The organism is Pseudomonas sp. NY15364 (genome assembly GCF_048068235.1).
GTDB lineage: Bacteria > Pseudomonadota > Gammaproteobacteria > Pseudomonadales > Pseudomonadaceae > Aquipseudomonas > Aquipseudomonas mendocina_D.
Genome location: NZ_JBLUPX010000024.1, coordinates 1 through 17527 on the forward strand (window position 1 = coordinate 1; position 17527 = coordinate 17527).

Consider the following 17527-nt stretch of genomic DNA (forward strand, 5'->3'; position numbering starts at 1 on the left):
TTGCCGATCTTCACCTTGGATATAGCCCATAAACGACAATGCCCCTATCGACCGATAGAGGCATTGTCTTCACCTTGCACTCAGACTGCTAGGTTTTCACACAGTCTGCTGGGCCGGTTTTTTAATGTACGCGAGAGATTGCGTGTTACTGATCGAACTCGTCCCAGCCGCCCATTTCCTTCCAGCGATTGACGATGCCGCAGAACAGCTCAGCGGTCTTCTCGGTGTCGTAGCGCGCCGAGTGCGCTTCTTTACCGTCGAACTCGATACCAGCGGTCTGGCAGGCTTTGGCCAGCACGGTCTGGCCATAAGCGAGACCGGCGAGGGTCGCGGTGTCGAAGCTGGAGAACGGATGGAAGGGATTGCGCTTGATACCGCACCGCGCCACCGCGGCATTGAGGAAACCGAGGTCGAAGCTGCTGTTATGGCCGACCAGGATCGCGCGCTTGCAGCCAGCCGATTTGATCGACTTGCGCAGGCCCTTGAAGATTTCCCCCAGCGCGTGCTCTTCGCTCACTGCCATACGCAACGGGTGATCGAGCTTGATGCCGGTGAATTCCAGCGCGGCTTGTTCGATATTGGCGCCTTCGAAGGGTTCGATGCGGAAGAAGTGGGTGTGATCCGGATACAGAAAGCCGCTCTCGTCCATGGCGATGGTGGTCGCGGCGATTTCCAGCAGGGCATCGGTGGCGCAGTTGAAACCGCCGGTCTCCACATCCACCACAACCGGCAGATAACCGCGAAAGCGCGCTGCCATGGGCGTGCGCGGGCCGGACGGCAGGCTCGGCTCGAGTTCGTCGTCGTAGTTGTCTTCGCTCACGCCTGAGCCTCCAGCAATTTCCAGCGCAGGGTTTCACCAGCGCGCAGCGGCACGACGCTGTTGTCGCCCAGCGGCAGAGTGGCCGGTACGGTCCACTCTTCGCGCACCAGGGTGATGCTGTCGCTGTTGCGCGGCATGCCGTAGAAGTCCGGGCCGTGGAAGCTGGCGAAGGCTTCCAGCTTGTCCAGCGCGTTGCGCTGTTCGAAGGCTTCGGCATACAGCTCGATGGCCGCATAGGCGGTGTAGCAGCCAGCGCAGCCGCAGGCGGCTTCCTTGGCATGCTTGACGTGCGGTGCCGAGTCGGTGCCGAGGAAGAACTTGGCGTTGCCGCTGGTGGCGGCGTCGAGCAGGGCTTCCTGGTGCACGTTGCGCTTGAGAATCGGTAGGCAATAGAAGTGTGGGCGAATACCGCCGACCAGCATGTGGTTGCGGTTGTACAGCAGGTGATGCGCGGTGATGGTGGCGCCGACGTTGGCCGAGGTGGCCTCGACGAACTGCACCGCGTCGCGGGTAGTGATGTGCTCGAACACTACCTTCAGTGTTGGGAAACGCTCGACTACACGGGTCAGGTGCTCATCAATGAAGGCTTTCTCGCGGTCGAACACGTCGATCTCGGCGCGGGTCACTTCGCCATGCACCAATAGCAGCATGCCGACTTCGGCCATGGCTTCGAGGGCCGGGAAGATCTTGTCGATGCTGGTGACGCCCGAGTCGGAATTGGTGGTGGCGCCGGCCGGATAGAGCTTGGCGGCATGCACGAAACCGCTGGCCTTGGCCGCACGCACGTCCTCGGGGCTGGTGTTGTCGGTTAGGTAGAGCACCATCAGCGGCTCGAAGCGGCTGCCAGCTGGGCGTGCAGCGAGAATACGCTGGCGATAGGCATCGGCCTCGGCGGCATTGCGTACCGGCGGTACCAGGTTGGGCATGATGATGGCGCGGCCGAAAGTGCGCGCGGCATCGCCGACGGTGTGTGGCAGCACCGCGCCGTCGCGCAGGTGAATGTGCCAGTCATCGGGACGCAGGAGAGTCAGGCGGTCGGACATGGAGGCTTCCAGGCGGGTAAAACGTGGCCGCATGGTAACTGAAAAGCGCCTGTTCGCGCTCGCGCCGACGCGACAATCGCACGCAGGGTGTCAAGTTTCCGCGCGCCTGACCGATACCCCATGAGAATGCCGTGAACCGCCGTGGAGTCGACCGTGCGTGCGCCCAATTTCCTTCTGATCAGCCTGCTGGCTGGCATGCCCTTGTGCCTGCCAGCGCATGCCATCAGCTTCCATACGCGGCTGGAAAAGGTGGAGTGGACGGTCGAGGGCGATCAGTTCGAATGTCGCCTGAGCCAGCCGATCAGCAATTTCGGCAGTGGCGAGTTCGTGCGTCGTGCCGGTGAGCAGGTCACCTTCCGCCTCAAGGCGCGTGAGCGCTGGATGGGCGCCGGCTCGGCAACCCTGCTGGCGGCAGCGGCGCCCTGGCAGCCGGGGCGCGGTGATATCAACCTGGGCGTCGTCAGCGTCGGCAACGGCGAAGTACCGTTCAACAGCTCGCAGGAGCAAGGCGCACGCCTGCTTACCGGCCTGCTGGAAGGGCGTAGCCCGGTGGTGCGCCATCGCACCCTCAATGGTGGCGATAACCTGGAAGTGCGGCTGCTGCCGGTCAAGTTTCACAAGGCCTATGATGATTACCAGGCCTGTACCGCCAAGCTGCTGCCGGTCAATTTCGATCAGATTCGCCAGGCGCAGATCGGCTTTCCCGGTGGCGGCATCGATCTCGATCCGATGGCCAAGGCCAAGCTCGATATCGTCCTCGACTTCGTCAAGGCTGACCCCACCATCAACAGCTTCCAGATCGACGGCCATGCCGACAACAGCGGCAATCGCCTGACCAATCGTGACCTGTCACGCCGCCGCGCGCTGGCCGTGCAGGAGTATCTGGTGGCCGGCGGCATACCGGCCGAGCAGATCACCATGCGCTTTCACGGCGAGCGCTACCCGCTGGTGCCGAACAACAATGAAGCCAATCGCGCCAAGAATCGCCGTGCGACCCTGCGCCTGGATCGTATGCCCGCGTCGGACGCCCCGGTACAGAGCGCACCGCAGACCGCTCCACCAAGCCCCCCGGTTGACCCGGCCGGAAGTACGCCCTCCTAGCAAAAAAGCCGATTCTTCCCGTCGCTTCGTCATCACAAGCTGTCGCGCCCCTGTAAATTGAGGCGCGAGGCCAGTAGAATCACGGGTTTTACCGTACAACCCGTGGAGTGATGGCATGGCGGACGTCAAAAAGGTAGTTCTGGCCTATTCCGGTGGCCTGGACACCTCGGTGATCCTCAAGTGGCTGCAAGATACCTACAACTGTGAAGTGGTGACCTTCACCGCCGATCTCGGCCAAGGTGAAGAGGTCGAGCCGGCCCGCGCCAAGGCTCAGGCAATGGGCGTTAAGGAAATCTACATCGACGACCTGCGCGAAGAGTTCGTCCGCGATTTCGTCTACCCGATGTTCCGCGCCAACACCGTCTATGAAGGCGAGTACCTGCTGGGTACTTCCATCGCCCGTCCACTGATCGCCAAGCGCCTGATCGAAATCGCCAACGAGACCGGCGCCGACGCCATCTCCCACGGTGCTACCGGCAAGGGCAACGACCAGGTGCGTTTCGAGCTGGGCGCCTACGCGCTGAAGCCTGGCGTGAAAGTCATCGCCCCGTGGCGCGAGTGGGACCTGCTGTCGCGCGAGAAGCTGATGGACTACGCCGAGAAGCACGCCATCCCGATCGAGCGCCACGGCAAGAAAAAATCGCCGTACTCCATGGATGCCAACCTATTGCACATCTCCTATGAAGGTGGCGTGCTGGAAGACACCTGGACCGAGCACGAAGAAGACATGTGGCGTTGGACCAAGTCGCCGGAAGCGGCGCCGGACACCCCCACCTATATCGAGCTGACCTATAAGGCCGGTGACATCGTCGCCATCGACGGCAAAGCCATGACCCCGGCCACCGTGCTGGCCGAACTGAACCGCATCGGCGGCGAGAACGGCATCGGCCGTCTGGACATCGTCGAGAACCGCTTCGTCGGCATGAAGTCCCGTGGCTGCTATGAGACCCCCGGCGGCACCATCATGCTCAAGGCCCACCGCGCTATCGAGTCGATCACCCTCGACCGCGAAGTGGCTCACCTGAAAGACGAGCTGATGCCGAAATACGCCAGCCTGATCTATAACGGTTTCTGGTGGAGCCCGGAGCGTCTGATGCTGCAACAGATGATCGACGCCTCCCAAGCCAATGTGAACGGCGTGGTCCGCCTGAAGCTGTACAAGGGCAACGTCATCGTCACCGGCCGCAAGTCCGACGACTCGCTGTTCGACGCCAACATCGCGACCTTCGAGGAAGATGGCGGCGCCTACAACCAGCAGGACGCGGCAGGCTTCATCAAACTCAACGCTCTGCGTATGCGTATTGCTGCAGGCAAGGGCCGCAAGCTGGTCTAAGCTCAGCCACCTGCGCCACAAGAACCCCGGCCATGTGCCGGGGTTCTGCTTTTTACGGGAGTGAATCTGATGAGACTGCTGCATACCATGCTGCGCGTCGGCGATCTGGACAAGTCCATCGCCTTCTACACCGAAGTACTGGGCATGACCCTGCTACGCCGTAAGGACTACCCGGATGGGCAGTTCACTCTGGCCTTCGTCGGCTACGGCGACGAGGCGCACAACAGCGTGATCGAGCTGACCCACAACTGGGGCGTCGATAGCTACGAGCTGGGCACCGGCTACGGCCATATCGCTCTGGAAGTCGAGGACGTCTACAAGGCCTGCGAGGACATCCGTGCGCGCGGCGGCAAGATCACCCGCGAGCCCGGTCCGATGAAGCACGGCACGAGTATCCTGGCTTTCGTCGAAGACCCGGACGGCTACAAGGTCGAATTGCTTTCGCCATCGCGCCGCGACTGATCGACAGATACTAAAAGCCCCGCAATTCGCGGGGCTCTTTCTGTGCGGCTCGACGTTCAGATATCGAAATCGTATTCGGCCAGCTGCTTGTGCAGGCGACGCTCTTCGAGGAAGTTGTCGATGATGCGGCGCTTGGTCAGGTTGGTCTTGGCGACTTCCACCGCAGGCTCGGCATCGTCTGCATCGTCCGCGACAAAGTCTTCGTCCAGCTCGAGGTCTTCTTTGTCTGTGCTCATTTCTTCCACTCCAGGCCATTTACTGGGGCCAATGGCGCACCTTATAGCGGCAAAAATTGAGCGGGTAAAAAAGATTTTTTCAATCAGAGGATCGCCAGATTCTATGGTCGATCAATCGTCGGAGGTTTTCGCCTTGTACTCGCACAGGTCTTCGATGCGGCAGGCGCCACAGCGCGGTTTGCGTGCGGTACAGACGTAGCGCCCGTGCAGGATCAGCCAGTGGTGGGCGTCGAGCAGATAATCCTTGGGCACGAACTTGAGTAGCTTCTTTTCCACCTCGACCACGTTCTTGCCCGGCGCAATGCCGGTGCGGTTGCTGACGCGGAAGATGTGCGTGTCCACGGCCATGACCAGTTGGCGAAACGCGGTGTTAAGCACCACGTTGGCCGTCTTGCGGCCGACACCGGGCAGGGCTTCGAGATCCTCGCGATTGTCCGGTACCACACTGCCGTGCTTCTCGATGAGCATGCGGCAGGCCTCGATGACGTTCTTCGCCTTGCTGTTGTACAGGCCGATGGTCTTGATGTACTCGGAAAGCCCCTCCACGCCCAGCGCATGGATGGCCTCTGGCGTATTGGCCACCGGAAACAGCCTGGCCGTGGCCTTGTTGACGCTGACGTCGGTGGCCTGGGCCGAGAGCGTCACCGCCACCAGCAGCTCGAAGGGCGTGCTGTAGGCCAGTTCGGTTTTCGGCTCGGGGTTGTCTTCGTGCAGGCGGCGGAAGATTTCCTGGCGCTTGGCAGCATTCATTCGATGACTCCGGTAACGCGAACGCGGCGGCTTTGGGCGGGTAGCTCGGGCGCGGCGGCCTTGGCTCGCTCGGCGGCGATCTGATCGATGCGGTTTTTGCAGGCGATTAGCAGGCCCAGAACGATGAACGCGCCCGGTGGCAGGATGGCCAGCAGGAAGCCGCGGTAATCGTGCACCAGGGTGAGTTTCCAATCGGCGGCGATGGGCCCGAACAGCAGGTGCATGTTGGCGAACAATGCGCCGGTACCGAGCAGCTCGCGGATAGCGCCGATCAGCACCAGTACGGTGCCGAAGCCCAGGCCCATCATCAGGCCGTCGTAGGCGGCGCGGGCCGGGGCGTGCTTGGCGGCGAAGCCGTCGGCGCGACCGAGGATCACGCAGTTGGTGGTGATCAGCGGGATGAAGATGCCGAGGATCTGGTACAGCTCGTAGGTGTAGGCCTGCATTAGCAGTTCTATGCAGGTGGTCAGTGCGGCGATGATCATGACGAAGGCGGGCAGACGCACAGCGGTGTTGACCACGCCGCGTACCAGCGACACGGCGGTGTTCGAACACACCAGCACCACGGCGCTGGCCAGGGCCAGGCCTAGGGCGTTGACCGTGGAGTTGCTCACCCCAAGTAGCGGGCAGAGGCCGAGCAACTGCACCAGCGCGGGATTGTTCTTCCACAGACCGTTGAGGCTGATTTCGCGATAACTGGTCATTGCTCGTCCTCCACCTGGCCCAGCAAATGGGCGCGGTGCGTGTCGAAGTAGCGCAGGGCGCCGTGCACGGCCTTGACCACGGCGCGCGGGGTGATGGTGGCGCCGGCGAACTGGTCGAAGTCGCCACGATCCTTTTTCACCGCCCAGCGCTCTTCGCCAGGGTCGTTCAGGGATTTGCCCTCGAAGCTGCGTATCCAGTCGCTCTTGGCCAGTTCGATCTTGTCGCCCAGTCCTGGGGTTTCCTTGTGGCTGAGCACGCGCACACCAGCCAGGCGGCCATCGGCGAAGATGCCGACCAGCAGGTGGATGGCGCCGCTGTAGCCGTCCGGAGCGGTCACCGGCAGGATCAGCGCGCTGGGCTCACCTCCCTTGAGTGCCAGATAGGCCGACTGCGGGCTGCGATGTCCCAGCTCGGGGGCGTTTAACTCGATGCGGTTATCCAGCAGGTGATTGTCGTAGCTGCCGGCCGGCAGAATCTCGGCCAGGGCGCGTACCTGAGCTTCGCGCTCGGCATTGGCGATACGCTCGGCTGTGCCCTGTTGCAACAGGGCGACGGTGCCGACCGTACCGATGGCGAACAGACCGAGAACCAAGGCGTTCTTCAGCATCGAGCGGCTGATTTCCGGCAGCATGCTCATTCTCCCAGCTTGAAGCCGCTATTGGGCTTGCGGTGGCCGTAGCTGCGCGGCCGGGTGTAGTAGTCGATGGTCGGCGCCGCCAGGTTCATCAGCAGCACGGCGAAGGCCACTGCATCCGGGTAACCGCCCCAGGCGCGGATGACATAGACCAGCACGCCAACGCCGATGCTGAACACCAGGCGTCCGCGATTGCTGGTAGCGCCGGATACCGGGTCGGTGACGATGAAGAAGGCGCCGAGCATGGTGGCGCCGGTGAGCAGGTGGAACAGCGGCGAACCATTGGAATCCGAACCGCTGCCGTTCCAGAACAGCAGGCTCATGACGAACAGCGCAACGAGCATGCCCACTGGCGCATGCCAGGTGATCAGGCGTTTATGCAGCAGATATAGGCCGCCGGCGAGGAAGGCCAGGTTGACCACCTCGCTGCCGGCACCACCGAAGTGGCCGAAGGCCGGGTTGGCGGCGCGCAGCTCGTCGATGGTCAGGCTCTTGTTCACTTTCAGCGCGTCCAGCGCGGTGGCCTGGGCCCAGCCATCGGGCAGGTTGGCAATGCCGAGGATGTGTTTGAGGCCGTCCAGCGTGGCGACGCCGTGTGGCGCAGGCCAACTGGTCATTTCCACCGGGAAGGAGATCAGCACCACCACGTAGCCGACCATGGCCGGGTTGAAGGGGTTCTGCCCGAGCCCGCCATAAAGTTGTTTGCCGAAGCCGATAGCGAAGCCGCAGGCGATCAGCGTCAGCCACCAGGGCGAGTAGGGTGGCAGGGCCAGGGCCAGCAGCACGGCGGTGACCAGGGCACTGTAATCCTTGAGGAAGAACGCGATCGGACGTTTGCGTGCCGCCAGCAGCGCAGCCTCGAAGCCCAGGGCGCAGAGGCTGGCCCAGACCAGATTGAACAGGGTGCCAGCGCCGAACAGCCAGGTCAGGGCGAGAATGCCCGGCACGGTGGCCAGCAGCACCTGCAGCATGACCTGCTGGGTACGGTTGCTGCCCGTGGCGTGGGGCGATGTGATGCGGGGCAGGGCCATCGGCGCTCCGGGGCGATTGTTACGGTTGGTAGTCGGCCAGCTTGCGCTCGGCATCGGCCAGGCGGGTACGTGCATGCTCCAGTGCGTCGGCTGCAGCGTTGTCGTCACGCTCCAGCTTGCGCAGGTCGGCTCGGGCGAAGGCCACTTCGGTCTTCAGTGCTTTCAGTTCGGCATCCACGCCGGGGCGTTCGGTGCGTACCAGAACCGGTGCCGGCTTGCCCGAGGCCGCTTCGGCGGCGTGCAGCGCTTGTTCAGCGGCGGCCAGGGCATCGCGCAGCGGTTGCAGTGCGGTGTCGTCGCTGCTGGCCTTTTCTGCCTTCTTCAGTTCGGCGCGTTTCATCGCCAGTTCGATCTTGGCTCTTTTCAGCACATCGTCGCCGGCGGGTTTGGCGGCTGGTGCCGGCGCCTGGTTCTGCAACTCGGCCAGGGCTTTCTCGGCGGCTTCGAGCTGCTGGCTTACACGGGCGATCTCTGTCTGCTGGTCGTCGTCCGGGTTCTCGATCTTTTCCAGCTTGCGCAGCTGGGCCTTGAGCATGGCGGCTTCGATCTTGGCCTTTTTCAGCGCTTCGTCACCGGCGGGTTTGGCCGCGGAGGCGGGTGTCTGGCTCTCCAGATCGGCCAGGGCCTTCTCGGCTGCTTCCAGTTGCTGACGCACGCGGGCAATCTCGGTCTGCTGCTCGTCGTCCGGGTTCTCAATTTTCTCCAGCTTGCGCAGCTGGGCCTTGAGCATGGCGGCGTCGATCTTGGCCTTCTTCAGCGCCTCGTCACCGGCCGGCTTGGGCGCGGAGGTAGGGGCAGCTGCCTGTGCGTCTGCCAGGGCCTTTTGCGCGGCTTCGGCAGCGGCGCGCAGCTCGCTGACCTGCGCCTGCAGTTCCGGCGTGTCGTGAGCGGCCAGCTGTTTTTCCGCCTTCTTCAGCGCGACCTGGGCCATGCTGGCTTCGATCTTGAGTTTCTTCAGCGCTTCATCAGCCGGCGCCGCTGCCGCTACAGGTGGTGCTTCGGCCTGCGCTGCCTTGGCGCGCGCAGCTTTCTCGGCGCGGGCCTTGCGTTCGGCTTCCTTCTGCTCCTCGGCGCGGCGCAGGCGTTCCTGGCGTTGCTCGAAGCGCTGTTTGGAGTGTTCGGCCTTGAGTTGCTTCTGCTCCAGCTCGCGGATTTCCGCCTTGGCCACACGGTAGTACTGCACCAGCGGGATGCTCGACGGGCAGACGTAGGCGCAGGCGCCGCACTCGATGCAGTCGAACAGGTTGTGCGCCTTGAGCTGTTCGTGCTCCTGGCCCAGAGCGAAGAAGTGCAGTTGTTGCGGCAGCAGGCTGGCCGGGCAAGCCTCGGCGCATTCGCCGCAGCGGATGCAGGGCATGGCCGGCGGTGGTGGCGGCAGTTCGGCGGCGGTGCTGGCCAGCAGGCAGTTGCTGGTCTTGATCAGTGGCATCTCGAGGCTGGGTAGGGTGAAGCCCATCATCGGCCCGCCCATGATCAGGCGATTGATCTTGCTCGGGTCGAGCCCGGCGAACGCCAGCAATTCGCCTACTGGCGTGCCGATCAGCGCCTCGACATTGCCGGGTCGCGCAAGCGCTTCGCCGGTGAGCGTGGTGATGCGCGAGATCAGCGGCTTGCCGAGCAGCACGGCGTCGTGGATGGCCACACAGGTGCCGACGTTCTGGCAAAGAATGCCGATATCGGCCGGCAGGCCGCCGCTGGGCACCTCGACGCCGGTGAGAATCTGGATCAGCTGTTTCTCGCCGCCGGACGGGTACTTAGTCGGGAACACCCGCACCTGATAGTCGCGGCCGGCGCAGGCAGCACGTACGGAGGCGATGGCCTCGGGCTTGTTGTCTTCGATGCCGATCAACACCTGCTGCGGCTGAATCAGGTGGGCCAGCACCTCGATACCAGCCACCAGCTCGGCGGCGCGCTCGCGCATCAGCACGTCATCGGCGGTGATATAGGGTTCGCATTCGGTGCCGTTGATGATCAGTGTGTGGATCTTCTGCGTCGGCCGCGCGGTGAGCTTGACCGCCGTGGGGAAGCCGGCGCCGCCCAGGCCGTTGATGCCGGCCTCGCGGATCAGCGTCAGCAGTTCGGCTGGCTCAAGGCTGCGGTAGTCGGCTGGCGGCGTCAGCTCGATCCACTCGTCCAGGCCATCGCTGTCGATGACGATGGCCGGCGCCAGCATGCCGGAAGCATGCGGATAAGGCTGTTCACCGATAAAGGCTATGGTGCCGGAAGTCGGCGCATGCAACGGCACACTGACGAAGCCATTGGCATTGGCGATCTTCTCGCCCTTGCGCACGCGCTGGCCGACCGCCACGCAGGGTTCGGCGGCAGCGCCGATATGCTGAGCGAGCGGCAACAGCAGGCGCTTGGGCAGCGGGGCCTGCTGGATCGGTGTGCGGTTGGACAGCTCCTTGCGCTCGGCTGGATGGATGCCGCCGGGGATTTCCCAGAACTTTTCCTGCGCCGTCATGCCGCCTGCTCCCGGTCACTGGCGATCAACTGGCCGGGTGCCAGCGGCTTGTCCCATTTCCAGCTTTGTACGGTGCTGCCAACTTCGATCATGTCGATGCAGTCCACCGGGCAGGGTTCGACGCACAGGTCGCAGCCGGTGCATTCGCTGACGATCACCGTATGCATCTGCCGCGCTGCGCCGACGATGGCGTCCACCGGGCAGGCCTGGATGCACTTGGTGCAGCCAATGCACTCGGCTTCGCGGATAAACGCGACCATCTGCGGCTTTTCGCCTTCCACCGCGTCCAGTGGTTCTGCTTCGACGTCGAGCAGATCGGCCAGGGCGGCAATGGTGGCTTCGCCGCCGGGCGGGCATTTGTTGATCTTGTCGCCGCCGGCGATGGCTTCGGCGTAGGGCTTGCAGCCGGGGTAGCCGCACTGGCCGCACTGGGTCTGCGGCAGCAGGGCGTTGATCTGCTCGGCAATGGGGTCGCCCTCGACCTTGAAGCGCACGGCGGCGAACCCGAGGATGGCGCCGGCGATCAGGCATAGCGCGAGCAGGGCGAGGACGGCGACCAGAACCAGGCTCATAGCTTGATCAGCCCGGAGAAGCCCATGAACGCCAGCGACATCAACCCGGCGGTAATCATGCCGATGGCCGCGCCCTGGAAGGATTTGGGTACGTCGGCGATGGCGATGCGCTCACGCATGGCGGCGAACAACACCAGCACCAAGGAGAAACCCAGGCCGGCGGCGAAGCCGTTGACGGTGGCGGTGATGAAGGTGAACTCGGCCTTGTTGGCGTTGAGCAGGGCGACGCCAAGAACGATGCAGTTGGTGGTGATCAGCGGCAGGAAAATGCCCAGCACGCGATAGAGCAGCGGGCTGGTCTTGTTCACCACCATCTCGGTGAATTGCACCACCACGGCGATCACCAGGATGAAGCTGATGGTGCGCAGAAACTCCAGGTCCAGCGGTTTGAGCACGTACTGCTGCACCAGGTAGCTGCACATGGCCGCCAGGGTCAACACGAAGGTGGTGGCCAGGGACAGGCCGATGGCAGTTTCGATCTTCTTCGACACGCCCATGAACGGGCACAGGCCGAGGAACTGCACCAGCACGAAATTGTTGACCAGGATGGCGCTGACCATGATCAGGACGAGTTCGGTCATCGGTTTGCCGTCGAATGCACAAAGGCCTTAGGAAAAGGGCGCCTATTATCGGGAAGCGCGTAGATGCAAACAAGCCGGCAGTGGCCGGCTTGTTCGACAGCATAAGCCTAGCGTGTGCTTACTTGACGCGCTGGCCTGGCTTGGCGCCGCTGTCCGGGCTGAGCAGGTAGATTTCCTCACCACCGGGGCCGGCAGCCAGGACCATGCCTTCGCTGACGCCGAACTTCATCTTGCGCGGTGCCAGGTTGGCCACGTACAGAGTCAGGCGACCTTCAAGCTTGCTCGGGTCCGGGTAGGCGGACTTGATGCCGGAGAATACGTTGCGTTTTTCGTCACCGATATCCAGTGACAGACGCAGCAGCTTGTCGGCACCTTCGACGAATTCGCACTTCTCGATCAGCGCGATGCGCAGGTCGACGGCGGCGAAGGCGTCGAAGTTGATCTCGGCTGCCAGCGGATCTTTGGCCAGTTCGCCATTACCCTGAGGTTTGGGCGCTTCGGCGGCGAGGTCTTCCTTGGAGGCTTCGATCATGGCTTCGATTTTCGGTTGCTCGATGCGGGTCAGCAGCGGGTTGAACGGATTCAACTGGTGGTTGGCCAGCGGCAGCGCCAGGTCGGCCCAGGACTGAGGCTTCACATTGAGGAAGGCTTCTGCCTCGGCGGCCAGCTTCGGCAGCACCGGCTTGAGCATGATCACCAGTTGGCGGAACAGGTTGATACCCAGCGCGCAGATCTGCTGCACCTCGGCTTGCTTGCCTTCGACCTTGTTCAGTGCCCAGGGCGCCTTGTCGGCGATCCAGGCGTTGGCGCGGTCGGCCAGCGCCATGATTTCGCGCATGGCGCGGGAGAAGTCACGCGCCTCGTAGGCATCGGCGATACTCGGCGCGGCGGCCTGGAAGGCATCCCACAGCTCGGGTTCCGGGTTGGCGGCGACCAGCAGGCCGGCATTGCCCTTGTGGATGAAACCGGCGCAACGGCTGGCGATGTTGACCACCTTGCCGACCAGGTCCGAGTTGACCTTCTGCACGAAGTCCTCGAGGTTCAGATCGAGGTCGTCGACGCCACGGCTCAGCTTGGAGGCGTAGTAGTAGCGCAGGTATTCCGGGTTCAGGTGATCCAGGTAGGTGCGCGCCTTGATGAAGGTACCGCGCGACTTGGACATTTTCTGGCCGTTGACTGTCAGGTAGCCGTGCACGTTGACCGCGGTGGGCTTGCGGTAGCCGGCGCCTTCGAGCATGGCCGGCCAGAACAGGGCGTGGAAGTTGACGATGTCCTTGCCGATGAAGTGATACAGCTCGGCGGTCGAGTCCTTGCCCCAGAACGCGTCGAAATCCAGCGCCGGGCGTTTGCTGCAGAGGTTCTTGAAGCTGGCCATGTAGCCGATCGGCGCGTCCAGCCAGACGTAGAAGTACTTGCCCGGCTCGCCGGGAATCTCGAAGCCGAAGTAGGGGGCGTCGCGGGAGATGTCCCACTCCTGCAGACCGCCGTCGAGCCACTCGGCGATCTTGTTGGCCACTGCTTCCTGCAGCGCGCCGGAGCGCGTCCACTGCTTGAGCATGGCTTCGAAGTCCGGCAGCTTGAAGAAGAAGTGCTGCGATTCCTTGAGCACCGGCACCGCGCCGGAGATGGCCGAGCGCGGGTTCTTCAGCTCGGTCGGCGAATAGGTAGCACCGCATTTCTCGCAGTTGTCGCCGTACTGGTCCTCGGTGCCGCATTTCGGACAGGTGCCCTTGATGAAGCGGTCGGCGAGGAACATGCCCTTCTCGGGATCGAAGTACTGGGTCACTGCGCGAGTGGCGATATGCCCCTTGTCGCGCAGCGCCAGGTAGATGGACGCCGACAGCTCACGGTTTTCCTCGGAGTGAGTCGAGTGGTAGTTGTCGAAGTCCACGCCGAAGTCGGCGAAGTCGGCCATATGCTCGGCACGTACGCCATCGATCAGTTGCTCGGGCGTGATGCCTTCTTTCTCGGCGCGCAACATGATCGCCGAACCGTGGGCGTCGTCGGCGCAGACGTAGATCGCCTGATTGCCGCGCAGTTTCTGGTAGCGCACCCACATGTCGGTCTGCACGTACTCGAGCATGTGGCCGAGGTGGATGGAGCCGTTGGCGTAGGGGAGGGCGCTGGTAACGAGAATCTTGCGGGCTTCGGTCATGGTGATCGGCTGCACTGGTAAATCGAGGGAAGTCGGCAACTATAAAGCAGCGGCAGGCTGCAAGCCACCTGCTGCAGGCAAGCATGCTCGATATGCCGCGCATGGTGCGGTGCTGCTGCTATGATGCCGGCCTGTTTTTCCGCTGCCTTCTGGAGTTCATGCATGAGTGCCGTCACCCGCGAAGCGGTCGAAGCCTGTCTGCGTCAGTTCACCGACCCCCATCTCGATCAGGACCCGGTCAGCGCCGGTTGCCTGCGTGAGGTTGACATCCAGGGCGCGCGTGTTTCCGTACGTCTGGAGCTGGGCTATGCCGCTGGTTTGTTCAAGAACGGTTGGGCGCAGATGCTGCAGATGGCGCTGGAAAATCTCGATGCAGTCGAGAGCGCGCGGGTGCAGGTCGACTGCGTAATCGACTCGCACCAGGGCCAGGCGCAGGTGCCGGCCCTGGCCGGTGTGAAGAACGTGATCGCCGTAGCCTCGGGCAAGGGCGGGGTGGGCAAGTCCACCACCGCTGCCAACCTGGCGTTGGCGCTGGCGCGTGAAGGCGCGCGGGTCGGCATTCTCGATGCTGATATCTACGGCCCCAGCCAGGGCATCATGTTCGGCATCGCCGAAGGCACGCGCCCGCAGGTCAAGGATCAGAAATGGTTCGTGCCGCTCGAGGCCCATGGTGTGCAGGTGATGTCCATGGCCTTTCTCACCGACGACAACACGCCGATGGTCTGGCGCGGGCCGATGGTCAGTGGCGCTTTGCTGCAGTTGATCACCCAGACCGCCTGGAACGATCTCGATTACCTGGTGGTGGACATGCCGCCGGGCACCGGCGATATCCAGCTGACCCTGTCGCAGAAGGTGCCGGTGGCTGGCAGCGTGATCGTCACTACGCCGCAGGACCTGGCGCTGCTCGATGCCAAGAAAGGCGTGGAGATGTTCCGCAAGGTGCACATCCCGGTGTTGGGCGTGGTGGAAAACATGGCCGTGCACATCTGCTCCAACTGCGGCCATGCCGAACACCTGTTTGGCGAGGGCGGCGGTGAGAAGCTGGCTGCGCAATATGGCGTCGAGCTGCTGGCCTCGCTGCCACTGTCGATGGCCATCCGCATGCAGGCCGATGACGGCAAACCGACCACGGTGGCCGACCCTGAAAGCCAGATCGCCATGATCTACCAGGACCTGGCGCGCAAGGTTGGCGCACGTATCGCCCTGGCGGGTAAGCCGGCGATGCCGAGCATCGAGATCAGCGAGGACTAAAAGCAGCCGCGCAGCGGCATCTGATGACCCTCTCCCATTTATGGGAGAGGGTGCCCGAAGGGCGGGAGAGGGTAGGCAGGCGACTCGTTTCTGGCTTGGCGATTTTCCGATCGCCCGCTTACGTGGGCATCCTGCGCAGCTCTACCACCCGACTTAGTTCAAGCGTCGGAGTATCGAATTTGTAGGAGCGGCGCCCCGCCGCGAATCAGAGCGGCGCACATTTAAAAAACTCGCCCCGGGGCGGGGCTCCTACGAAAAGCTGCTTTGCCAGCCTTTCCTGCTTCTGTAGGAGCGGCTGGGCGGCATTCCGCTTCAGCCGCGATCGCGGATAAATCCGCTCCTACAGGGCGTGCAAACACCCATAAAAAAGCCCCGCACTAGGCGGGGCTCTTTTCAAGCAGGTCAGCTCAGGTTAGACAACCTGAACTTCCTCAGCTTGCATGCCTTTCTGACCACGGGTGGCCACGAAAGTCACTTGCTGGCCTTCTTTCAGGCTCTTGAAACCATCGCTCTGAATGGCTTTGAAGTGTACGAAGAGGTCGTCACCGGATTGCGGGGTGATGAAGCCGTAGCCTTTCTCATCGTTGAACCACTTAACGGTGCCAGTCTGACGATTGGACATGTGATGTCTCCTAACAAAAGTAATAGCAGCCCTGGAAAAGCCCAGGCCGGGACTGAGTGCAACGAGTACTAGGAGTCGGACGATGTTTGGATCGAGATCTAGGCATCAAGTAGCGATTCGCGGTGACACATGCAGCACAGTGGGGACACCATACGTGTTTTTATCGCCAAGTGCGAATAGTCGATGCACCTTTTTTGCAAATAATCTCCGGCGCTGGAGGCTGCGCTCTTTGAAGCGTGGCGCCTGCATCGGTAAGATGCGCTCACTTTTCTTGCAATAGCCCACTCAGGACACCTCGCCATGAGCATCAAATCGGACAAGTGGATTCGCCGCATGGCCCAGGAACACGGCATGATCGAGCCCTACGTCGAGCGCCAGGTACGCGGTGCCGACGACAGTCGCGTCATCTCTTACGGTGTTTCCAGCTACGGCTACGACGTACGCTGCGCTGATGAATTCAAGGTGTTCACCAACATCCATTCGGCCATCGTCGACCCGAAGAATTTCGATGAGAAGAGCTTCGTCGACATCAAGAGCGACGTTTGCATCATTCCGCCTAACTCCTTTGCTCTGGCCCGTACCGTCGAATACTTCCGTATTCCGCGTGACGTGTTGACCATCTGCCTGGGCAAGAGCACCTATGCGCGTTGCGGCATCATCGTCAACGTCACGCCGCTGGAGCCGGAGTGGGAAGGCCACGTGACCCTGGAGTTCTCCAATACCACCAACCTGCCGGCGAAGATCTACGCCAACGAAGGTGTGGCGCAGATGCTGTTCCTGCAGTCCGACGAGGCTTGTGAGGTGTCCTATCGCGATCGCGGTGGCAAGTACCAGGGGCAGACCGGTGTAACCCTGCCCAAGGCCTGATCGAACCTCCTGATGCGAAGAAGCCGGGCATTGCCCGGCTTCTTCGTTTCTGCCCTCTGCGATCAAGGCACCAGCGGCAGCTCGCGCTTGTGGCGGGTGGCGTCGTAGGTGCGCACGATGGTGGCATAGGCCTCGACGCTGACGGTCTCACCATGCAGGAAGGCGTCGATCTCGGCATAGGTCACGCCATGGGCTTCCTCATCCGGCTTGCCCGGGCGCAGCTCTTCCAGGTCGGCGGTGGGCGTCTTCTGCACCAGGTGCTGCGGTGCGCCCAGGTGCTTGGCAATGGCGCGTACCTGGTTCTTCACCAGGCCGGATAGCGGAGCGAGGTCGCAGGCGCCATCACCGAATTTGGTGAAGAAGCCCATCACTGCCTCGGCGGCATGATCGGTGCCGATCACCAGGCCGTTGTTGGCGTTGGCGATGGCGAACTGGGCGACCATGCGAATGCGGGCCTTGACGTTGCCCAGTACGAAGTCGCGTCGGACATGGCTTAGTTGCTCCAGGTGGCTGACCTGCTGGTCCAGGCCGTGGACGCTATCAGCAATGTTGACTGTAGTGTTCTCGTCGGCACGGATGAATTGCAGTGAATCCTGTGCGTCATGCTCGTCATGCTGGGTGTTGTGCGGCAGACGCACGGCGATGAAGCGATAGGCGCTATCGCCGCTCTCGGCGCGTAATTCCTCGACCGCGAGCTGAGCCAGACGCCCGGCCGTGGTCGAGTCGACGCCACCGCTGATACCCAGCACAAGCACCTTGAGGCCGGAATTCTTCAGGGTGTTCTTGATAAAGGTCTTGCGCCGTTCGATTTCGGCGCTCAGCGCTGCCTCATCGGCGAACGGCGGCACTACGTCGAGAGCGGCGGCGATTTCGGCTTGGCGGTTGCTCATGTCTGGGTCC

Annotated in this window: 18 protein-coding genes; 5 read left to right on the top strand and 13 right to left on the bottom strand. The window is 62.7% G+C overall.

Going from position 1 to position 17527, the window contains the following annotated elements:
- Positions 1-145 precede the first annotated feature (145 nt).
- Together rnt and pyrC are read right to left on the bottom strand one after the other, a co-directional pair.
- Positions 146-820: a ribonuclease T gene (gene rnt / locus ACNFCJ_RS18030; protein ID WP_099522109.1), complete on the bottom strand. Its 675-nt coding sequence runs from the start codon at positions 818-820 to the stop codon at positions 146-148.
- Positions 817-1863, bottom strand: coding sequence for a dihydroorotase (gene pyrC, locus ACNFCJ_RS18035; RefSeq protein WP_059391924.1), 1047 nt, complete (start codon positions 1861-1863; stop codon positions 817-819). Before pyrC ends, rnt begins: the two co-directional genes overlap by 4 nt.
- Before the next feature lie 153 nt (positions 1864-2016).
- Between pyrC and ACNFCJ_RS18040 the strand changes: the two genes are divergently transcribed.
- The 3 genes from ACNFCJ_RS18040 to gloA all read left to right on the top strand — a co-directional run bounded on the left by ACNFCJ_RS18040 (position 2017) and on the right by gloA (position 4759).
- Positions 2017-2964 carry a flagellar protein MotY gene (locus ACNFCJ_RS18040; RefSeq protein ID WP_416772822.1) on the top strand — a complete coding sequence of 316 codons (948 nt, stop codon included), beginning with the start codon at positions 2017-2019 and terminating at the stop codon, positions 2962-2964.
- Between the two features lie 115 nt (positions 2965-3079).
- Positions 3080-4297: an argininosuccinate synthase gene (locus ACNFCJ_RS18045; RefSeq protein WP_143506765.1), complete on the top strand. Its 1218-nt coding sequence runs from the start codon at positions 3080-3082 to the stop codon at positions 4295-4297.
- A gap of 69 nt (positions 4298-4366) precedes the next feature.
- The gene (gene gloA / locus ACNFCJ_RS18050; RefSeq protein WP_143506764.1) at positions 4367-4759 is read left to right on the top strand and encodes a lactoylglutathione lyase; all 393 of its coding nucleotides are present in this window, start codon (positions 4367-4369) and stop codon (positions 4757-4759) included.
- 56 nt (positions 4760-4815) lie between these two features.
- On the opposite strand, the gene ACNFCJ_RS18055 is transcribed toward gloA, so the two are convergent.
- From ACNFCJ_RS18055 to metG, 9 genes are all read right to left on the bottom strand, one after another.
- Positions 4816-4995 carry a PA3496 family putative envelope integrity protein gene (locus tag ACNFCJ_RS18055; RefSeq protein WP_004423730.1) on the bottom strand — a complete coding sequence of 60 codons (180 nt, stop codon included), beginning with the start codon at positions 4993-4995 and terminating at the stop codon, positions 4816-4818.
- 111 nt (positions 4996-5106) lie between these two features.
- Positions 5107-5745, bottom strand: a complete 639-nt coding sequence (gene nth / locus ACNFCJ_RS18060; RefSeq protein ID WP_416772824.1) for an endonuclease III — start codon at positions 5743-5745, stop codon at positions 5107-5109.
- Positions 5742-6449 carry an electron transport complex subunit E gene (locus tag ACNFCJ_RS18065; RefSeq protein ID WP_416772826.1) on the bottom strand — a complete coding sequence of 236 codons (708 nt, stop codon included), beginning with the start codon at positions 6447-6449 and terminating at the stop codon, positions 5742-5744. Before ACNFCJ_RS18065 ends, nth begins: the two co-directional genes overlap by 4 nt.
- Positions 6446-7081: an electron transport complex subunit RsxG gene (rsxG, locus tag ACNFCJ_RS18070; protein ID WP_416772827.1), complete on the bottom strand. Its 636-nt coding sequence runs from the start codon at positions 7079-7081 to the stop codon at positions 6446-6448. Before rsxG ends, ACNFCJ_RS18065 begins: the two co-directional genes overlap by 4 nt.
- 2 nt (positions 7082-7083) lie before the next feature.
- Entirely contained in the window at positions 7084-8115 is a 1032-nt protein-coding gene (locus ACNFCJ_RS18075) for an RnfABCDGE type electron transport complex subunit D (RefSeq protein ID WP_416772829.1), read from the bottom strand.
- 19 nt (positions 8116-8134) lie between these two features.
- Complete coding sequence (rsxC, locus tag ACNFCJ_RS18080) at positions 8135-10579, bottom strand: electron transport complex subunit RsxC (protein WP_416772831.1); 2445 nt, start codon at positions 10577-10579, stop codon at positions 8135-8137.
- Entirely contained in the window at positions 10576-11151 is a 576-nt protein-coding gene (gene rsxB, locus ACNFCJ_RS18085; RefSeq protein ID WP_017361671.1) for an electron transport complex subunit RsxB, read from the bottom strand. Before rsxB ends, rsxC begins: the two co-directional genes overlap by 4 nt.
- Complete coding sequence (rsxA, locus tag ACNFCJ_RS18090) at positions 11148-11732, bottom strand: electron transport complex subunit RsxA (protein ID WP_013714594.1); 585 nt, start codon at positions 11730-11732, stop codon at positions 11148-11150. Before rsxA ends, rsxB begins: the two co-directional genes overlap by 4 nt.
- A 118-nt stretch (positions 11733-11850) precedes the next feature.
- Positions 11851-13887, bottom strand: coding sequence for a methionine--tRNA ligase (metG, locus tag ACNFCJ_RS18095; RefSeq protein WP_416772834.1), 2037 nt, complete (start codon positions 13885-13887; stop codon positions 11851-11853).
- A 162-nt stretch (positions 13888-14049) separates the two neighbouring features.
- On the opposite strand from metG, the gene apbC reads away from it, so the two are divergent.
- Positions 14050-15138, top strand: a complete 1089-nt coding sequence (apbC, locus tag ACNFCJ_RS18100) for an iron-sulfur cluster carrier protein ApbC (protein ID WP_416772836.1) — start codon at positions 14050-14052, stop codon at positions 15136-15138.
- Between the two features lie 412 nt (positions 15139-15550).
- Here the strand turns inward: apbC and ACNFCJ_RS18105 are convergent, their stop codons facing one another.
- Positions 15551-15760, bottom strand: coding sequence for a cold-shock protein (locus ACNFCJ_RS18105; protein ID WP_004423761.1), 210 nt, complete (start codon positions 15758-15760; stop codon positions 15551-15553).
- A gap of 300 nt (positions 15761-16060) precedes the next feature.
- On the opposite strand from ACNFCJ_RS18105, the gene dcd reads away from it, so the two are divergent.
- A complete protein-coding gene (gene dcd, locus ACNFCJ_RS18110) occupies positions 16061-16627 on the top strand; it encodes a dCTP deaminase (RefSeq protein ID WP_004423764.1) in 567 nt (188 codons plus the stop codon).
- 62 nt (positions 16628-16689) lie between these two features.
- On the opposite strand, the gene nadE is transcribed toward dcd, so the two are convergent.
- A complete protein-coding gene (gene nadE, locus ACNFCJ_RS18115; protein WP_416772839.1) occupies positions 16690-17517 on the bottom strand; it encodes an ammonia-dependent NAD(+) synthetase in 828 nt (275 codons plus the stop codon).
- Positions 17518-17527 lie beyond the last annotated feature (10 nt).